This window comes from Chelatococcus sp. YT9 (assembly GCF_018398315.1).
Lineage (GTDB): Bacteria > Pseudomonadota > Alphaproteobacteria > Rhizobiales > Beijerinckiaceae > Chelatococcus.
In genome coordinates this window covers 430,001-445,434 of record NZ_JAHBRW010000001.1, presented here as the reverse complement: position 1 = coordinate 445,434, position 15,434 = coordinate 430,001, and the positions used below count along the sequence as shown (strand labels likewise).

17 protein-coding genes (1 of these 17 cut by a window edge) are annotated in these 15,434 nt (G+C 63.8%); 3 read left to right on the top strand and 14 right to left on the bottom strand.

Annotated features, from left to right (window positions below; translation table 11 throughout):
* Positions 1-28 precede the first annotated feature (28 nt).
* Together lysA and lptM are read right to left on the bottom strand one after the other, a co-directional pair.
* The gene (lysA, locus tag KIO76_RS01950; RefSeq protein WP_213321221.1) at positions 29-1,294 is read right to left on the bottom strand and encodes a diaminopimelate decarboxylase; all 1,266 of its coding nucleotides are present in this window, start codon (positions 1,292-1,294) and stop codon (positions 29-31) included.
* 156 nt (positions 1,295-1,450) lie between these two features.
* Complete coding sequence (gene lptM, locus KIO76_RS01945) at positions 1,451-1,741, bottom strand: LPS translocon maturation chaperone LptM (RefSeq protein ID WP_213321220.1); 291 nt, start codon at positions 1,739-1,741, stop codon at positions 1,451-1,453.
* Between the two features lie 291 nt (positions 1,742-2,032).
* Between lptM and tlpA the strand changes: the two genes are divergently transcribed.
* Positions 2,033-2,680: a thiol:disulfide interchange protein TlpA gene (tlpA, locus tag KIO76_RS01940; protein WP_213321219.1), complete on the top strand. Its 648-nt coding sequence runs from the start codon at positions 2,033-2,035 to the stop codon at positions 2,678-2,680.
* Between the two features lie 341 nt (positions 2,681-3,021).
* Here tlpA and grxD read toward each other — a convergent pair whose 3' ends face one another.
* The 8 genes from grxD to purC form a co-directional block, all read right to left on the bottom strand.
* A complete protein-coding gene (grxD, locus tag KIO76_RS01935) occupies positions 3,022-3,360 on the bottom strand; it encodes a Grx4 family monothiol glutaredoxin (RefSeq protein WP_213321218.1) in 339 nt (112 codons plus the stop codon).
* 62 nt (positions 3,361-3,422) lie between these two features.
* The gene (locus KIO76_RS01930) at positions 3,423-3,659 is read right to left on the bottom strand and encodes a BolA/IbaG family iron-sulfur metabolism protein (protein WP_213321217.1); all 237 of its coding nucleotides are present in this window, start codon (positions 3,657-3,659) and stop codon (positions 3,423-3,425) included.
* 35 nt (positions 3,660-3,694) lie between these two features.
* Positions 3,695-5,905, bottom strand: a complete 2,211-nt coding sequence (purL, locus tag KIO76_RS01925; RefSeq protein ID WP_213321216.1) for a phosphoribosylformylglycinamidine synthase subunit PurL — start codon at positions 5,903-5,905, stop codon at positions 3,695-3,697.
* A 68-nt stretch (positions 5,906-5,973) separates the two neighbouring features.
* Positions 5,974-6,789, bottom strand: a complete 816-nt coding sequence (locus KIO76_RS01920; protein ID WP_213321215.1) for a DUF72 domain-containing protein — start codon at positions 6,787-6,789, stop codon at positions 5,974-5,976.
* Between the two features lies 1 nt (position 6,790).
* Positions 6,791-7,480, bottom strand: a complete 690-nt coding sequence (purQ, locus tag KIO76_RS01915; RefSeq protein WP_213321214.1) for a phosphoribosylformylglycinamidine synthase subunit PurQ — start codon at positions 7,478-7,480, stop codon at positions 6,791-6,793.
* Between the two features lie 3 nt (positions 7,481-7,483).
* Positions 7,484-7,726, bottom strand: a complete 243-nt coding sequence (gene purS / locus KIO76_RS01910) for a phosphoribosylformylglycinamidine synthase subunit PurS (RefSeq protein WP_213321213.1) — start codon at positions 7,724-7,726, stop codon at positions 7,484-7,486.
* Positions 7,727-7,854: 128 nt separating this feature from the next.
* Positions 7,855-8,451: a hypothetical protein gene (locus KIO76_RS01905; protein ID WP_213321212.1), complete on the bottom strand. Its 597-nt coding sequence runs from the start codon at positions 8,449-8,451 to the stop codon at positions 7,855-7,857.
* Between the two features lie 108 nt (positions 8,452-8,559).
* A complete protein-coding gene (gene purC / locus KIO76_RS01900; RefSeq protein ID WP_213321211.1) occupies positions 8,560-9,354 on the bottom strand; it encodes a phosphoribosylaminoimidazolesuccinocarboxamide synthase in 795 nt (264 codons plus the stop codon).
* 383 nt (positions 9,355-9,737) lie between these two features.
* Here purC and KIO76_RS01895 point away from each other — a divergent pair, with 383 nt between their 5' ends.
* Positions 9,738-10,058 (top strand): DUF1476 domain-containing protein, encoded by a 321-nt coding sequence (locus tag KIO76_RS01895; RefSeq protein WP_213321210.1) that lies wholly within the window; start codon positions 9,738-9,740, stop codon positions 10,056-10,058.
* Positions 10,059-10,064: 6 nt separating this feature from the next.
* Here the strand turns inward: KIO76_RS01895 and KIO76_RS01890 are convergent, their stop codons facing one another.
* Together KIO76_RS01890 and KIO76_RS01885 are read right to left on the bottom strand one after the other, a co-directional pair.
* Positions 10,065-10,748, bottom strand: coding sequence for an alpha/beta hydrolase (locus tag KIO76_RS01890; protein WP_213321209.1), 684 nt, complete (start codon positions 10,746-10,748; stop codon positions 10,065-10,067).
* A gap of 122 nt (positions 10,749-10,870) precedes the next feature.
* On the bottom strand, positions 10,871-11,536 hold the full coding sequence (locus KIO76_RS01885) for a DNA-3-methyladenine glycosylase family protein (protein ID WP_213321208.1): 666 nt from the start codon (positions 11,534-11,536) through the stop codon (positions 10,871-10,873).
* 73 nt (positions 11,537-11,609) lie between these two features.
* Between KIO76_RS01885 and gluQRS the strand changes: the two genes are divergently transcribed.
* Positions 11,610-12,503, top strand: a complete 894-nt coding sequence (gene gluQRS / locus KIO76_RS01880) for a tRNA glutamyl-Q(34) synthetase GluQRS (protein WP_213324943.1) — start codon at positions 11,610-11,612, stop codon at positions 12,501-12,503.
* Between the two features lie 2 nt (positions 12,504-12,505).
* On the opposite strand, the gene KIO76_RS01875 is transcribed toward gluQRS, so the two are convergent.
* On the bottom strand, positions 12,506-13,429 hold the full coding sequence (locus KIO76_RS01875; RefSeq protein WP_213321207.1) for an AEC family transporter: 924 nt from the start codon (positions 13,427-13,429) through the stop codon (positions 12,506-12,508).
* A gap of 305 nt (positions 13,430-13,734) precedes the next feature.
* On the bottom strand, positions 13,735-15,434 hold the 3' portion of the coding sequence (locus KIO76_RS01870) for a M23 family metallopeptidase (protein ID WP_213321206.1). 202 nt of this gene lie beyond the right edge of the window; only the last 1,700 of its 1,902 coding nucleotides appear in the window; the start codon falls outside the window, past its right edge — the gene reads right to left on this strand; the stop codon is at positions 13,735-13,737.

Sequence of the window (15,434 nt, the reverse complement as noted above, 5' to 3'; positions counted from 1 at the left end):
CAGCGTCAGATAAAAAGCTACGCGCCGATCACAGCCACGCGGGCAGACGATCAAGCCCGATCAATTCGTCGTAAGTGGGGCGCGGCCGGACGACGGCGTAATCGGCACCACGCACCATAACTTCCGGCACGAGCGGGCGCGTATTATAGGTGTTCGCCTGCACCGCACCGTATGCGCCCGCAGTCATTACGGCCAACAAGTCGCCGGCGGCGGCACGGGGGATCCGGCGGCCAAGCGCCAGGTAGTCGCCGCTCTCGCAGACGGGCCCGACCACGTCCGCAATCACGTTTCCGGCATCGGGCTTTGGAATAACCACCGGCTTGATGTCGTGATGGGCTTCGTAGAGCGTCGGCCTGATCAGGTCATTCATGCCGGCGTCGCAAATCACGAAAGTGCGGCTGTCACCTGTCTTTACGTAAAGCACGCGCGTCACGAGGATGCCGGCGTTGCCTACAATAAGCCGGCCGGGCTCAAACAGGAGCGTGAGGCCGAGATTGCCGGCATGGCGCTTGACGATGGCTGCATAAGCGACGGGATCGGGCGGCGCGACCTTGTCCTCTTCATAGGGTACTCCAAGCCCGCCGCCGAAATCCACATGAGTGAGATGATGGCCGGCGGCCATGAGATCCCTTGCGAGCTCAGCCAGGAGGCTCGCGGCGTTGTCCACTGGCGTGAGATCGGTGATCTGACTGCCGATATGCATGTCGACGCCATGAACCGCGATTCCGGGCAGGGTGGCGGCACGGGCATAGACATCCCTGGCTCGCGAGATGGGAATGCCGAACTTGTTGTCGGATTTTCCGGTCGAGATCTTGGCGTGGGTCTTGGCGTCGACGTCCGGATTGACGCGCAACGAGATGGGGGCGGCAAGGCCGAGCGCGTGCGCGACTTCCGACAGGGCCTCGAGTTCGGGTTCCGATTCCACATTGAAGCAGAGGATGCCCTGCTTCAGCGCGAAGGCCATCTCGTCTTTCGTCTTGCCGACGCCGGAGAACACAATGCGCTGGGCAGGAATGCCGGCCGCGAGTGCTCGCCGCAGCTCCCCCTCCGAGACGATATCAGCACCAGCGCCGAGGCGCGCCAGCGTCGCAATGACAGCCTGGTTGGAGTTTGCCTTCAGCGCGTAGCAGACGATCGAGGGCAGCTCTCCGAAGGCCTCCGAGAAGACGCGATAGTGCCGTTCGAGCGTCGCGGTGGAATAACAGTAGAACGGCGTGCCCACCTCATCCGCGATGCGGGCGATGGACACGTCCTCGGCATGCATGACGCCGTTGGAATAAGCAAAATGATGCATGGGACGCTCGATAACCGGACGTTCGATAAACCTGGACTGGAGTACGGATCGACCAAAGCACGTGCGCTTTGGTGAACCGAGGCTCCCTGATGTCGCCCGCGGGGGCGCTCAGCGCTCGCGGGGGGATAGACGAGGATCTCAAACCGCTCCGGGATGTTAAAGGATCTTGTCCAGGATGAACGGCCTGTTGGGGATGACATAACCGGTTGATCGTTTCTCCCGCTGAGCTCCGATGGGGGAGGGGGTCAGCGACGGTGCGGTCGTCTCAGATTGCTCGGTCTTGGGCGCGTTCGGATCGGGGGGCATTTCAAGCGCCCCGCGCCGGCCGCAAGCGCCGAGGGCGACGGCAACGACCACCGCCACAACGGCGACACGGATGCCGCGCGAGCGGTTGACACCCGGATGCGGCGATGGGGCGGCTGGGCGAGAAGAGAGGATTCCGATCACAAGCAATCTCCGAATAGCGGCGGCACTATAGCGAAACCCGGCCCAAGTGCGAGCCCCGAAGTCGGATCGGATCGCAACACACCCCATGAACTGCGCCAAATCCGTTAACCGTTTGCAAAGCATGCCGCCCCTGGTTGCCCTTCGCGGCACCGAGGTCGGGTGGGGGCTGCTCGTCGATCACGATCTTGTGGCGATCACGCTGTCCTGGCGGCTGCACTTCATTTCGCCTGTCTAACCTCGTATATCGCACCGAGGCATGCCGTTTGCTCAAATTTTGGTCGAAGGGGCGATATGGGTTTTCAGTTTCTTGCAACGCGCGGTAAAGCCTCGCTCGCGCTGGCGGCTCTTTTGGGCCTCGCCGTTGCCGGCGGCCTTGTCTATGCCCTCGCGACGCCGAGCTCGCAGGGTGACGTCGGGCTGTGCAAGGCGAACACAGCGCTTGCCGCCCGGCTCGACGAGCTGGCGCGCGGCGAGGTCGCTGCGGTGCAGGTGGAAAAGCGCCCGAAGCCGATTCCGGCCCTTGCCTTCAAGGATCAGGATGGCAAGGCAGTGACCATGGCTGATTTCGCTGGTCGCACGGTGCTCGTCAATCTCTGGGCGACCTGGTGCGTGCCTTGCCGCAAGGAAATGCCGGCCCTCGACCAATTGCAGGCGAAGCTCGGGGGCGACGATTTCCAGGTCGTCGCCATCAATATCGACACGCGCAACCTCGACAAGCCCAAGGCCTGGCTCACCGAGAACGGCATCCATAAGCTCGGCTATTATGCCGACCCGGAAGCGAAGGTTTTCCAGGCGCTCAAGGAGGCAGGGAAAGCTTTCGGCATGCCGACCACCGTCGTCGTCGACCGCAACGGCTGCATGCTCGCGAGCCTCGCAGGCCCGGCAGAATGGGCTTCCGACGATGCGGTCGCGCTGATCAAGGCAGCGATGGCGCGGTGACGGGTCGGAGGTCAGTCAACCTTATCTGAGTGTCCCGGCTCGATAGAAGCGCCCCTTCTCCCCGTGGGAGAGGGACAGGGCCCATGAACGCCTCATGAAGAACGAGGGTCGGCAGTATTCATGGATCCCCTTCCCGGCGCTACGCCGCCGCCGGGGATGACACCAAGCGTATCACGGCCCAAGTATGACGGCCCACTTGTCATCCCCGGCGAGAGCCGAAGGCTCTCGGGAAGGGGATCCAGAGATCAAGGGTTGTGGTCATACATCTCCTTGGCAGCCTGCTGTACAGCCTACCAAGGATGTCACACGCCGAGATTGCCTTGCCGGAAAATCGTTCGTCCTCAGCCCGCCGCCTGCCGAACGGCGATGCCCTTTTCGCCGAGGAACGTCTGCAATTCTCCGGACTGGAACATTTCGCGCACAATATCGCAGCCGCCGATGAACTCGCCCTTCACATAGAGCTGAGGAATGGTCGGCCAGTTGGAATAGTCCTTGATGCCCTGTCGGACATCGGCGTCGTCGAGGACGTTGACGCCCTGATAGGCGACGCCGAGATAATCGAGGATCTGGACGACCTGGCCGGAAAACCCGCACATGGGAAACTGCGGCGTGCCCTTCATGAACAGCACGATGTCGTTGGTCTTCACGGCATTGTCGATGAACGCGCGGGCATCGGTCATGGAATCAATCCTTGGGTCGGCGCACAAGATGCGCGCCTCGGTCGTAGGTCAATCGTCTGGGCTCAATCTTGGGGAGCCGAGGTCGTCAGCGCAAGGGCGTGCAGCGCGCCGCCCATGCGGCCCTGCAGGGCGGCGTAAACCGTCTGATGCTGCTGCAGGCGGCTTTTGCCCTTGAAGGAGGGCGCGATCACCGTCGCGGCATAGTGATCCCCATCCCCCGCCAAGTCACGGATCTCGACGACGGCATCGGGAATATGGGCCTTGATCAGCACCTCGATGTCGTGGGCATCCATTGCCATGGCTTATCAGGTCCTCGTGGATGTTGGTTTCAGACTTAAACTTTACCAGCCATGTAATCCGGGAGCCAAGCCTCATGCCGGCTCTTGAGATCAGCTACTGATATGGGCGCTTCGCCCGGCCACTGCAACGCTTCGCCGCCGGTCGTGCCGAGCCGTGACGCGGGGACGCCGGCTTGCGCGGCCGCAGCGATGACGTCGTCAGCCTTCGAGGCCGGCACCGTCACGACGTAGCGCGCCTGATCCTCGCCGAAGAGGAACGCATGGGCGGGCATGGTCGCAGGCAGGGCCTCGATCGTCGCGCCGATGCCGGAGGCCATCGCCATTTCCGCGAGCGCCACGGCCAGGCCGCCGTCGGACAGGTCATGCACGGCCGTCGCCTCGCCGGCGAGGATGAGCTCGCGCACGAAATCGCCGTTGCGACGCTCGGCGCTGAGATCGACCGGCGGCGGCGCGCCTTCCTCACGGCCGCAGACGTCGCGCAGGTAGACCGACTGGCCGAGCCATCCCGCCGTCTCGCCGACGATGAGGATGGCCTCGCCCGCCGCCCTGAAGGGTAGGCTCGCGGCCTTCGTGACATCCGCGATGAGACCGACGCCGCCGATCGAGGGCGTCGGGAGGATGCCGCGCCCCTGGGTCTCGTTGTAGAGCGAGACATTGCCGGAGACGATGGGGAAATCGAGCGCCCGGCACGCCTCGCCAATGCCCTGGATGGCGCCGACGAACTGGCCCATATATTCCGGCCGCTCGGGGTTTCCGAAATTGAGGTTGTCGGTCAAGGCCAGGGGCTTGGCGCCGACCGCGGTGATGTTGCGCCAGGCCTCGGCCACCGCCTGCTTGCCGCCCTCGACCGGATCGGCCTCGCAATAGCGCTGGGTCACGTCGGTGGTCAGCGCGATGCCCTTGGGGCCGTCCTTGATGCGCACGACGGCCGCGTCGCCGCCCGGCGTCTGCACGGTGTTGCCCTGGATGATGTGGTCGTACTGCTCCCACACCCAGCGCTTGGAAGCGAGATCCGGCGTGGCGATGAGCTTCACCAGGGCCTCGCGCGGCGGGATCGGCGCATTGACCGCTTCGGCGGCGATGACCGGCAGCTTGGGCGAGGGCACATGCGGGCGATCATACATCGGCGCTTCGTCGCCGAGCTCCTTGATCGGCAGGTCAGCCATCACCTCGCCGCCGTGCTTCACGACGAAGCGCAGCGTATCGGTGGTGCGACCTATGACCGCGAAGTCGAGGCCCCATTTGCGGAACACCGCCTCGGCCTCTTCCTCCTTGTCGGGGTCGAGCACCATGAGCATGCGCTCCTGGCTTTCCGACAACATCATCTCATAGGCGCTCATGCCCTCCTCGCGGCAGGGCACCTTATCGAGGTCGAGCTCGATGCCGAGATTGCCCTTGGCGCCCATCTCCACGGCCGAAGACGTAAGGCCGGCCGCGCCCATGTCCTGGATGGCGATGACGCAGCCCTTGGCCATGATCTCCAGGCAGGCTTCCAGCAGGAGCTTCTCGGCGAACGGGTCGCCGACCTGCACCGTGGGGCGCTTCTCCTCGGCATCCGCTTCGAAGGAGGCCGAGGCCATCGTGGCGCCATGGATGCCGTCGCGGCCGGTCCTGGAGCCGAGATAAACGATCGGGCGCCCGACGCCGGTCGCCTTGGCGTAGAAGATCTCGTTCGCGCGCGCGAGGCCGACGGCCATGGCATTGACCAGGATGTTGCCGTCGTAGCGCGTGTGGAAATTCACCGAGCCGCCGACGGTCGGGACGCCGAAGGAGTTGCCGTAACCGCCGATACCCGCGACGACGCCGCCAACCAGGTGGCGGGTCTTTGGATGCTCGGGCGACCCGAATCGCAGCAGGTTGAGCGCCGCGATGGGGCGGGCGCCCATGGTGAAGACGTCACGCAGGATGCCGCCGACACCCGTCGCCGCGCCCTGATAGGGCTCGATGAAGGACGGGTGGTTGTGGCTTTCCATCTTGAAGACGATGGCGTCGCCGTCGCCGATGTCGATCACGCCAGCGTTCTCGCCGGGCCCCTGGATGACCCAGGGGGCCTTGGTCGGCAGGGTCTTCAGGTGCAGGCGCGAGGACTTGTAGGAGCAGTGCTCGTTCCACATGGCCGAGACGATGCCGAGTTCCGTGATGGTCGGCTCTCGGCCGATCAGGGCCTTAAAGCGCTCATATTCGTCCGGCTTCAGACCATGCTCGGCGACGAGTTGCGGCGTGATGGCGATATCGTTGCGGAGCATGGAATCTTGAACCTGTCGCTAATCGTTACCGGTGACCTCGGCGGGCGGGGAGAGCCTTGCGCTGTGCTCTAGCCCAGCCGTTCGATCATTGCCATGGCGGCGGCCGGGTTTCTCACCTTGGCGCCGCTGATGAAATAGAGAAACACGTCGCGCGGCACGGGCTTGTCCTTGCCTTTCGGCGGCGGCGCGACGCGAGGCAGATCTTCCGGCTCGTCACCTTCGGCCCAGAGCGCGGCCCGCTTCGCCCAGGCATCGAGATCGGCCTCGGGATAGCCGGTTTTCTCACTCTCCTGCGACCGTTCCAACCGGAGATAGACGAAATCCGCGGTGGCGTCCGGCAGCATCGGATAATCGATGTCGTCGATGCACACGGCCGCGATGTTGCGTTCCCGGAGCATCGCCAGGAACTCGGGGTCCCGGAAGCTCATGTGGCGCGCCTCGATGACGTGACGCAGCGCGACGCCGTTGTGGCGCTCCGGCAGGAGATCCAGGAACGCTTTCATATCGACAGGGTCGAAGCGCTTGGTGCCAGCGAGCTGCCACAAGAGCGGCCCGAGCTTCGACCCGAGTTCCGTGACGCCGCTCTCCACGAAGCGCTCAATCGAGAGGCCGGCCTCTGCCAGCACCTTACGATTGGTGGCAAAGCGCGGTCCCTTGACCGAGAACACGAAGTGCTCTGGTGTTTCCTGCGCCCAGCGGCGGAAACTCTCTGGCTTTTGCGAGCCGTAATAGGTTGCGTTGATCTCGATCGCGGTGACATGGCTCGCCGCGTATTGCAGCTCTTTCGACTGGGCGAGCCCTGTCGGATAGAAGACACCTCGCCACGGCTCGAACGTCCAGCCGCCGATGCCGACGAGGATCCGCCCTTTGGCCGCCCCGCTCATCTCAGGCTGCCAGCGCCGCGAGGCCGGCGAACAGGCCCCGGCCGTCGGTGCCGCCAACGAGGTCGTCGATCAGGTTTTCCGGATGAGGCATCATGCCAAGCACATTCAGCTTCTGCGAATAGATGCCGGCGATGTCATTGAGAGACCCATTGGGATTGGCTTCGACCGTGTGTGCGCCCGTCGCATCGCAGTAGCGGAATGCCACGCGTCCATCACCTTCGATCCGCGCTAGCGTTTCCGGGTCTGCGACATAGTTGCCCTCCCCATGGGCGATGCAGACGTCGATGACCTGACCGCGCGTATAAGCCTTGGTGAAGGCCGTATCGTTGCGTTCGACGGTCAGATGCTGGCGACGGCAGACGAAATGCAGGTCGGCGTTGCGCATGAGCACACCTGGCAGAAGGCCCGATTCGCAAAGGATCTGGAAGCCATTGCAGATGCCAAGCACGAGGCCGCCGCGGGCCGCATGGGCCCGCACCGCGTCCATGATCACCGCGCGGCCGGCGATCGCGCCGCAGCGCAGGTAGTCGCCGTAGGAAAAGCCGCCCGGTAGGACCACGAGATCGGTGCCCGCGGGCAGGTCGGCGTCCGCATGCCAGGCGGAGGCGACGCTCGCGCCTGCAGCGCGAAGGGCCCGTGCGACGTCGCCATCGCGGTTCGAGCCGGGAAATACGACAACGGCCGCCTTCATGGCTCAGACCCCTGTTTCGATGCGGTAGTTCTCGATGACCGTATTGGCGAGAAGCTTTTCGCAGGCTTGCTTCAGCGCTGCCTCGGCGCCGGCCTGGTCGGCGGTGGCTAGCTCGACATCGAACACCTTGCCCTGCCGAACACTGGCGATGCCATCCACCCCAAGGGACGCAAGCGCGCCCTCGATGGCTTTGCCCTGCGGGTCGAGCACGCCCGTCTTCAAGGTGACGATCACGCGGGCTTTCATGGCAACTCTCCACAAACGGCAGACGGCTTCACATGCAGAATGTCTTCGCATAGAGCGAAATGGCGTCTGGCTCAAGGGTCGGCATGTCACAGATGGGGCTTATGCGCGTCCATGCCTAGGGCGCTTGCCTAGGGCGTTTGGCCGAGCGCCCTCAGTGCATTGGTCCGGGCGGTCGTCTCGTTGGCAGCGATCGAAAGTACGACCTCCATGCCAGAGCTGCGGGGCCGCTCAACGATGACAGCGACCACTCGGCGCTCGGGATCAGCGGTCGCGCGCATGGTCACGACAAGGCCCCTGAAAGGTGTGCCGTCGAGGATCCGGACTTCGTCATGACTGTTGGCAGATGCCTGCCTTTTGGCTGACGAGGGTGTGGGGCTGCGCCGTTCCCCGGTGGAAGGGGCTTTTGGCCGTGTCTCCGCCGGCCGTGGAAAACCGTTGGGGAAGATCGCCTTGCGCAGGGCGTCGGCCCCACCTTCCAGCCGGTCGGGCAGGCGGAAGCTCGCCACCATCGCGTCCTCGCTGCAGGCGGGGCGGCGGCAGACCACCATTGTGTCGGGGGCTATACCTTCGACCAGCCACCGGCCGACGGGGAGACGCTCCCAGCCTGAGGCCTCGGGCAGGGCGGCGAAACCCGCGCCATAGCCCCCGCAGGAAGCGAGCGTGACGCTGAGCACAAGGACAATCGCGGGCGCGAGCCCACAGCCGGTCCCAGCCCAATGGGCCAAGGCATTTGTCCACCGCACGGTCATCCGGCGCGCCGGCGAAATGAAACGGGGGCCGAACGGCCCCCGATTGACGGATCGAAGCATGAGCCAGCGATCACAGGGTCTGGGTCACTGCACCAGACGCGGCGCGGAGTGGCCCGGATTTTCGTTCTCGCCGAGGATGCCGAGCCGGCGCGCCACCTCGGAATAGGCCTCGATGAGGCCGCCGAGATCGCGGCGGAAGCGGTCCTTGTCGAGCTTGTCGGCGGATTTGATGTCCCACAGCCGGCACGAATCCGGGGAAATTTCATCGGCGACGACGATGCGCATCATGTCGCCTTCCCAAAGTCGCCCCGTCTCCATCTTGAAATCGACCAGACGGATGCCGACGCCGAGGAAGAGGCCCGACAGGAAATCATTGACGCGAATGGCGAGCGCCATGATGTCGTCGATCTCCTGGGGCGTCGCCCAGCCGAACGCCGTTATGTGCTCTTCCGAGACCATCGGGTCGTTCAATGCGTCGTTCTTGTAATAGAACTCGATGATCGACCGCGGCAGCTGCGTGCCTTCTTCGATGCCTAGGCGCGTCGCGAGCGATCCCGCTGCGACATTGCGCACGACAACCTCGAGCGGAATGATCTCAACCTCGCGGATCAACTGCTCACGCATATTGAGGCGGCGGATGAAATGCGTCGGCACGCCGATATCATTGAGATTTTGGAAAACGTACTCGGAGATGCGGTTGTTGAGCACACCCTTGCCGTCAATCACCTCGTGTTTCTTGGCGTTGAAAGCGGTCGCATCATCTTTGAAGTGCTGTACCAGAGTGCCAGGTTCGGGTCCTTCATAGAGAACCTTGGCCTTGCCCTCGTAGATACGACGGCGGCGATTCATCGGCGTATACCGTGTTTTGAGGAAGTCCATGGACTGCCGTGGCTCCTAATAAATAGTCCGCGGCTCGGTGCGGACGGGCAGCCTGTTCGTGGCCTTCGCTCGTAACGGACTTGCCCCAATCCGTGATATGCAACCTAGCTTATTGCCCGCAATTGCACAATGATGGCGAAAGGCTACACCTCTTTAACGTTTGATGCGCGGCTTGCCCAGCAGGCAAAATGGCGCGTGCTGCGGTGCGAGATGCCGCACGCGTGACACATAGGTCATCGTAAGACCATGATATTGCATGGCTTGGGCTTTGCCGGGCGGTAGGCTTTTCCGTCCGGCGAGCGCAAGTGCGAAGGCACTGGCGCCTTGGCCTTGGCACAACTATATGCGATCTGGATATCAGGTGATCAAGGGAGCTTTCGAGGATGGCCAGTCTGGACGAGCGTAGGGATGCAGCGGAGAAGAAGTTCGCGCATGACGAGGAACTGCGCTTCAAGGCGACCGCACGTCGCAACAAGCTGCTTGGTCTCTGGGCGGCCGCCAAGCTCGGCAAAAGTGGCGCCGACGCCGAAGCTTATGCGAAGAGCGTCATCCTGGCGGATTTCGAAGAAGCTGGCGAGGATGATGTGTTCCGCAAGCTCCGCAAGGACTTCGACGCAGCCGGCGTCACGTCGACCGATGCGGAGTTGCGCAACCAGATGGAACAGCTGATGGCCCAGGCCAAGGCGGAAGTTCTCGCTGGCTGATTCGCGTCAGGCCGCCGGGTAGGGGAGGCCGAAGGACTGGGCGAGGAATAATCCGCCCTGCCTTAAGCCTTCGTTGTCGATGCCGTGACCAAGTCCACTGGCCAAGTGCCATTGGCACGGCACATCGGCCTTCGCCAGCTCTTCTGCCGACATGAACAGAGCCTGCGCGGGGATGACCTCGTCGGAATCTCCGTGCAGGAGAAGAACGGGCGGGCGGCCAAACGGGCCGTCGGTGGCGGGATCGGGAGCGGTGCTCGCGGACGTTACGAACAGCCCTGAAAATCCGAGGATGGCGGCCGGCGCCACCTTGCGCCGCAATCCCACGTGCAGCGCCATCATTGTGCCCTGGCTGAAACCGACGAGTGCCAGCTTGTCCGGGCTCACGCCCTGACGGGACAATTCCGCATCCAGGAAATCGTTGAGCGTGGGTTCGGCGTGACAAACGCCGTTCCAACGCTCGTTCGGGTCCATGCGCGTCAGCGGGAACCACTGGCGGCCCATGGGCGCGCCGATGCAGGGCTCCGGCGCGTGAGGCGAGACGAAGACAGCGTCAGGCAGCCAGGGTTGCCATTGGCGACCGATTTCGATGAGGTCGTTTCCATCGGCGCCATAGCCATGCAGGAACACGACGAGCTGTTTGGCGGTTCCGCTTTTCGCGGGCAAACGTGGTCCGTTGAGATCCTGAGCCATCGTGATCCTTTGCTCTGCTGACTCCGTGACGGGCGTGCGACATGCCCGGTCAAAGCGCGGTTTGCTTACCATGTCGCTTGCGCTTGCACATCCCTGCCGCTCGCTGAGATTGGTGGGCGAAATCAGACTGGCTTTGCCAGCGTCATTCCCTCGCGTCCTTTGGCGATGCGGTAGTATGCCCAGAGAATGCGTGCGGCGGTGCCCCGCCACGGTCGCCAGCGTTCCGCAATCACACGAAGTTCCTTCTCCGTCGGCCTCCGTTCCTGCTCCCAGGCCGCGCCGAGGGCCAGCCGCGCGGCTTCCTGCAAGGCGAGGTCGCCGGCGGGCAGGATGTCTGGGTGGCCGGTGCAAAACAGGAGATAGACTTCCGCAGTCCACTTGCCGATGCCATGCACCGCCACCAGCGCCTTCTCCGCATCCTCGGCCGGCATCTCGTGCAGGCGATCGAGCGCGAGGCCGCCCTCGGTGATGGCGGCGGCAAGTGCTTTAAGCGTCCGGACCTTGCCGGCCGACAGGCCGACCGCACGAAGATCCATATCCGGGGCGGATGCGATATCGCGGGCATCGAGGCTGGGAAAGCGTTCCGTCAGCCGACGCCAGATCGCATCCGCGCTCGCCGTGGACAGCTGTTGCGCGGTAATGATGCTGGCGAGGCCGGAATATCCGGCCTGGCGCAGTCGTAAGGGTGGCGTCGCGCCGGCTGCCACGAGTTGAGCCATAAGCGGATCATGGGCGATAAGGGCGGCGAGGTTCGCCGCCAAAGTCTCTTCGGTCGAGATCGGCAACATCAGGCTATTGTTCGCGCTGGTTATGTGAAGCAACCGGAGGTGCAGTTTGCATAGTGCCCCATCCGAGTCGGGAATTCAGCCGATCTTTCGCTTCGCGCCAAGTCCCAACGGCTATCTTCACCTTGGCCACGCCTATTCCGCGCTGCTCAACGAGGCGCTCGCCGCGGACTTCAAAGGCATCTGGCTGCTCAGGATCGAGGACATCGACCTCACGCGATGCCGGCCGACGTTCGAGCAGGCGATCTACGAGGATCTCAGCTGGCTCGGACTGACATGGCCAACCCCCGTGCTGCGCCAGTCAGCGGAGCTGGCCGCCTATCGCGCCGTGCTGGCCCGCCTCGACGCCATGGGGCTGCTTTACCCCTGTGCAGCCAGCCGGCAGGATATCGGGACAGCCCTTGCTCGTCTCGAGGAGGGCAGGGCGGCGCCCTGGCCGCGTGATCCTGATGGAGCTCCGCGCCACCCCGGGGTGGTCGAGAGGCTGTCCCGCGGTGAGGCGGAAGCGCTCAGCAACCGTGGGGAGCCTGTGGCATGGCGGCTCGACATGGCACGCGCGCTTGCCAGGGCTGCCAGCGATGGAGCGCCGCTCACTTGGCCGCAATTCACCGCGGAAGGCGGATTATCGACAATCGCGGCGCGAGCGGAACGTTGGGGAGATGTCATCATCGCTCGCAAGGATATCGGCACGAGCTATCATCTCTCCGTTGTCGTCGATGATGCCCGCCAAGGCGTAACCCATGTGGTCCGAGGCAAGGATCTTGAAGCCGCAACAGATCTGCATTGCCTGCTGCAGAGGCTGCTCGGCCTGCCGACGCCTGCCTACCTGCATCACGATCTCATTCAGGATCGGGGAGGCGAGAAGCTTGCTAAGAGCCGCGGATCAACAGCCCTGCGAGAGTTGCGAGCGCAAGGCATCACACCGACCGAGATACGCGAGCGGCTCGGCTTCGTTCCGGCCCGGCAGTGAAATTACCCGACGCCTAGGACAAACAGCCACAAGACAGTCGTGAAGAGCGCCAGCACGGTGGACAGGCTGATGGCGCCGGAGGCAATCGCCACGCCGCTGCGATAGCGCTCGGCGAAGAGATAGGCGTTGATGCCGGTGGGCGTTGCCGCAAAGAGCACCGCCACGCCCGCCCAGGCGGGTGGCATCGTGAAGACCTTCGTCGCCAACACGAGGACGACGAAGGGATGCACCAGGAGCTTGAGCGTCGCAAGGATGAGCGGGATTCCGAATCTGATAGAACGGCCGTAGCGATGCAGGCTCATGCCCATGGCCAACAGCGCGCAGGGGGTTGCGGTCGCGCCGATGGGATCGATGATGCGCCAGGCAACCTGCATCACCCCGAGGTCCCTGGGTAGGAACTGGATCATTGCGCCGATGAACAATGCAATGACAATGGGGCTTGCCAGAAGGCGCTTGATGAGTAGCGGGACCGAGGTATCCCGGCCTTCGACGAGGACTGTCGCGACGGACAGCATGATCGGCAGATGGACGGCGAGGAGGAGGAAGAGGGGGACGAGCCCGTCGTCTCCATAGGTCTGGCTGATGATCGGAATACCCACCAAGGCGAGATTCGATTGTGCCGCACAGAAGCCCGCCACTGCCTCTTCGCTCGCGTCGAGCTTGTAGACGTAGCGCACGATGAGCGCAGCCGCGATCCACACGATCGCGGCGCCGCCGAAATAGGCGGCCCAATAGCCCCAGGGCTGGGTTGCCGGAATCGTGGCCTTTCCGAGAGTTGCCAGGATGAGGCAGGGGATCGCCATTGCATAGACGAACTCCGATAGCCCCTCGCCAACGCGCTCAGTGACAAAATTGAAATACCGCGCGAGAAAGCCGAGACCGACCAGGCCGAAGACCGGAAGGATGATGGGCAGGATCGTCAGCATGTTGCTTCCAGCGCAGAGCGATCATCAGGCGGGTGCGTTGGGTCCAGCAAGGTCCGGACCGAACGGAAGGAATGGCTCCCTGGGTCGCGGGCTCAGAACATGAAGCAGCGCTTGCCATGCCATGAGGCCATGCATCCCGTGGCCATGGGTGATGTCTGCCTAGAGCATCCCGCGCGCGAGACAAAGGGGGAGAAGGGGGAACTGCTGAGAAGAGCCATGCGCCAGGCGCAGGGCTCCGAGATGCGCGGCCTCACCCCAAGCAGGCTCCCCGTGCAGGCGCAGCCGCCTCGACCGGGCAGTGGCGCTTACTGGCCGGCCTGCGCGAGCTTGCCTGCGGGGGAGGCCTTCGTCAGCAACTCGCGTGTCTGGTCGCGCTGGCGCCGGAACTCCGCGAGAAGCGAGCCGTCGAGTTCGCGGCTGCGCGGCAGCTTGATCTTCAGGGGGTTCACGAAATGCCCGTTGACCATGACCTCGTAGTGCAGGTGCGGACCGGTGGCGAGGCCGGTTGCGCCGAGATAGCCGATAACCTGCCCCTGGCGGACGCGCATGCCGGGCTTGATGCCGCGGGCAAATGCGGACTGGTGATTATATGTGGTGACGTAGCCGTTCGAATGCTGGATTTCGATGCGGCGGCCATAGCCCGATGACCAGCCTGCCTTCAGGATCACGCCGTCGCCCGCAGCAAGAATCGGCGTGCCGATCTTGTCTGCCCAGTCCACACCCGTATGCATCTTCGAATAGTGCAGGATGGGATGATAGCGCATGCCGAAGCCTGACCGCATGATGCCGGAGGAAATCGGTTTACGGATCAGGAACTTCTTGAGCGAGCGCCCTTCCTCGTCCAGATACTCTATTGAATTGTCTTCCGGGGACTGGAAACGGTAGATGCGCTTCGTCTCACCGCCGATCGTCAGCGAGGCGTAAAGGATCTCTGGCCGCTGCGCGTCCGAATCCTCGCCTTCGCCGTAGAAGATCTCAACAGAATTGCCGGGATCGACCCGGTGCTGGAAGTCGACGTCTGACGCGAAGACACGCACAAGCTCGGCGACGACGGACGCCGGAATCTCATTCTTGAGGGCGGTCTCGTACAGGCTTTCGTAGAGGCGCGTGCCGGAGCCGTTGTCCTCCTCGCCATCCTCCTCGCCATCCTCGGTGGGCTCCGCGCTGGCGACCGCCTCTTGCGGGATATCCACGGGCACGTAGCGTCCCTGATCATTCACCGCGACAATTGCCTGCGTGGTGCGCTCGTCGAGGAGGGTGACGCGCACGACAGTAGCTTTCTTGTCTTCGGCGGTGAGGGGGGCGAGCAACAGCTTGATCTGCTGGCCCTCACCGAGGGCGCGCGCCTTGTCCGTCCCGAGCGCCGCGATGATCGCCTTGATGGTATCGGGGGCCGCGCCATTGGCTCGCAGGATCTGCTCCAGCGTCTCGTCCCGCTTCATGACGATGAGCCGCTCTTCGGTGCGCGGTCCGGAAGCAGGTTTCATCGGATCGACCTTGGGGGCAATCGTGACGTTCTCCGGGATAACCCGAACATCGAGGCCGGAGAAGGGTGTGTCCGTCGGGCTCGCATAGGCCAAGGCGCCCATGCTGGGACCAGCTTGTCCGAGCGCGCGTGTCAGCATGAGCTGAGCCGGCATGGGCAAGGCCGGACGGGACCCTGCTTCTTCGGCGGCGCGCACGTCCTCCTCGACTTGGACGATCGCTTCGTCGTCGCTCAGGTGGGGGGCGCCATCTGCAACCCTGACGCCGCTCAGGTCAGACTTGACCAGCGATACGTCGGCGTCCGTGGTTTCGGGAGCTGGCTCGGCCACCTGCTCGTCGCCGGGGCCGTCCTCTGCGAACAGCTTTTGCGGATTGAAGGCGGGAATATCCGTGGCATAGGCGCCGCTGGTGAGGGACAGGTTGGTCGCCAGCCTGACAAAGGAGCGCACCTTGATGACCTCGCGATCCGCAACGCGAATGGTCATGGGCGCTTTGAAGGACTGTTTGGCGGCGATGTAAC

Excerpts from the sequence above, each read along its gene's own strand:
- lysA (WP_213321221.1), bottom strand. The coding sequence starts at position 1,294 with ATGCATCATTTTGCTTATTCCAACGGCGTCATGCATGCCGAGGACGTG.
- tlpA (WP_213321219.1), top strand. The coding sequence starts at position 2,033 with ATGGGTTTTCAGTTTCTTGCAACGCGCGGTAAAGCCTCGCTCGCGCTG.
- grxD (WP_213321218.1), bottom strand. The coding sequence starts at position 3,360 with ATGACCGATGCCCGCGCGTTCATCGACAATGCCGTGAAGACCAACGAC.
- KIO76_RS01930 (WP_213321217.1), bottom strand. The coding sequence starts at position 3,659 with ATGGCAATGGATGCCCACGACATCGAGGTGCTGATCAAGGCCCATATT.
- purL (WP_213321216.1), bottom strand. The coding sequence starts at position 5,905 with ATGCTCCGCAACGATATCGCCATCACGCCGCAACTCGTCGCCGAGCAT.
- KIO76_RS01920 (WP_213321215.1), bottom strand. The coding sequence starts at position 6,789 with ATGAGCGGGGCGGCCAAAGGGCGGATCCTCGTCGGCATCGGCGGCTGG.
- purQ (WP_213321214.1), bottom strand. The coding sequence starts at position 7,480 with ATGAAGGCGGCCGTTGTCGTATTTCCCGGCTCGAACCGCGATGGCGAC.
- purS (WP_213321213.1), bottom strand. The coding sequence starts at position 7,726 with ATGAAAGCCCGCGTGATCGTCACCTTGAAGACGGGCGTGCTCGACCCG.
- purC (WP_213321211.1), bottom strand. The coding sequence starts at position 9,354 with ATGGACTTCCTCAAAACACGGTATACGCCGATGAATCGCCGCCGTCGT.
- KIO76_RS01895 (WP_213321210.1), top strand. The coding sequence starts at position 9,738 with ATGGCCAGTCTGGACGAGCGTAGGGATGCAGCGGAGAAGAAGTTCGCG.
- KIO76_RS01890 (WP_213321209.1), bottom strand. The coding sequence starts at position 10,748 with ATGGCTCAGGATCTCAACGGACCACGTTTGCCCGCGAAAAGCGGAACC.
- KIO76_RS01885 (WP_213321208.1), bottom strand. The coding sequence starts at position 11,536 with ATGTTGCCGATCTCGACCGAAGAGACTTTGGCGGCGAACCTCGCCGCC.
- KIO76_RS01875 (WP_213321207.1), bottom strand. The coding sequence starts at position 13,429 with ATGCTGACGATCCTGCCCATCATCCTTCCGGTCTTCGGCCTGGTCGGT.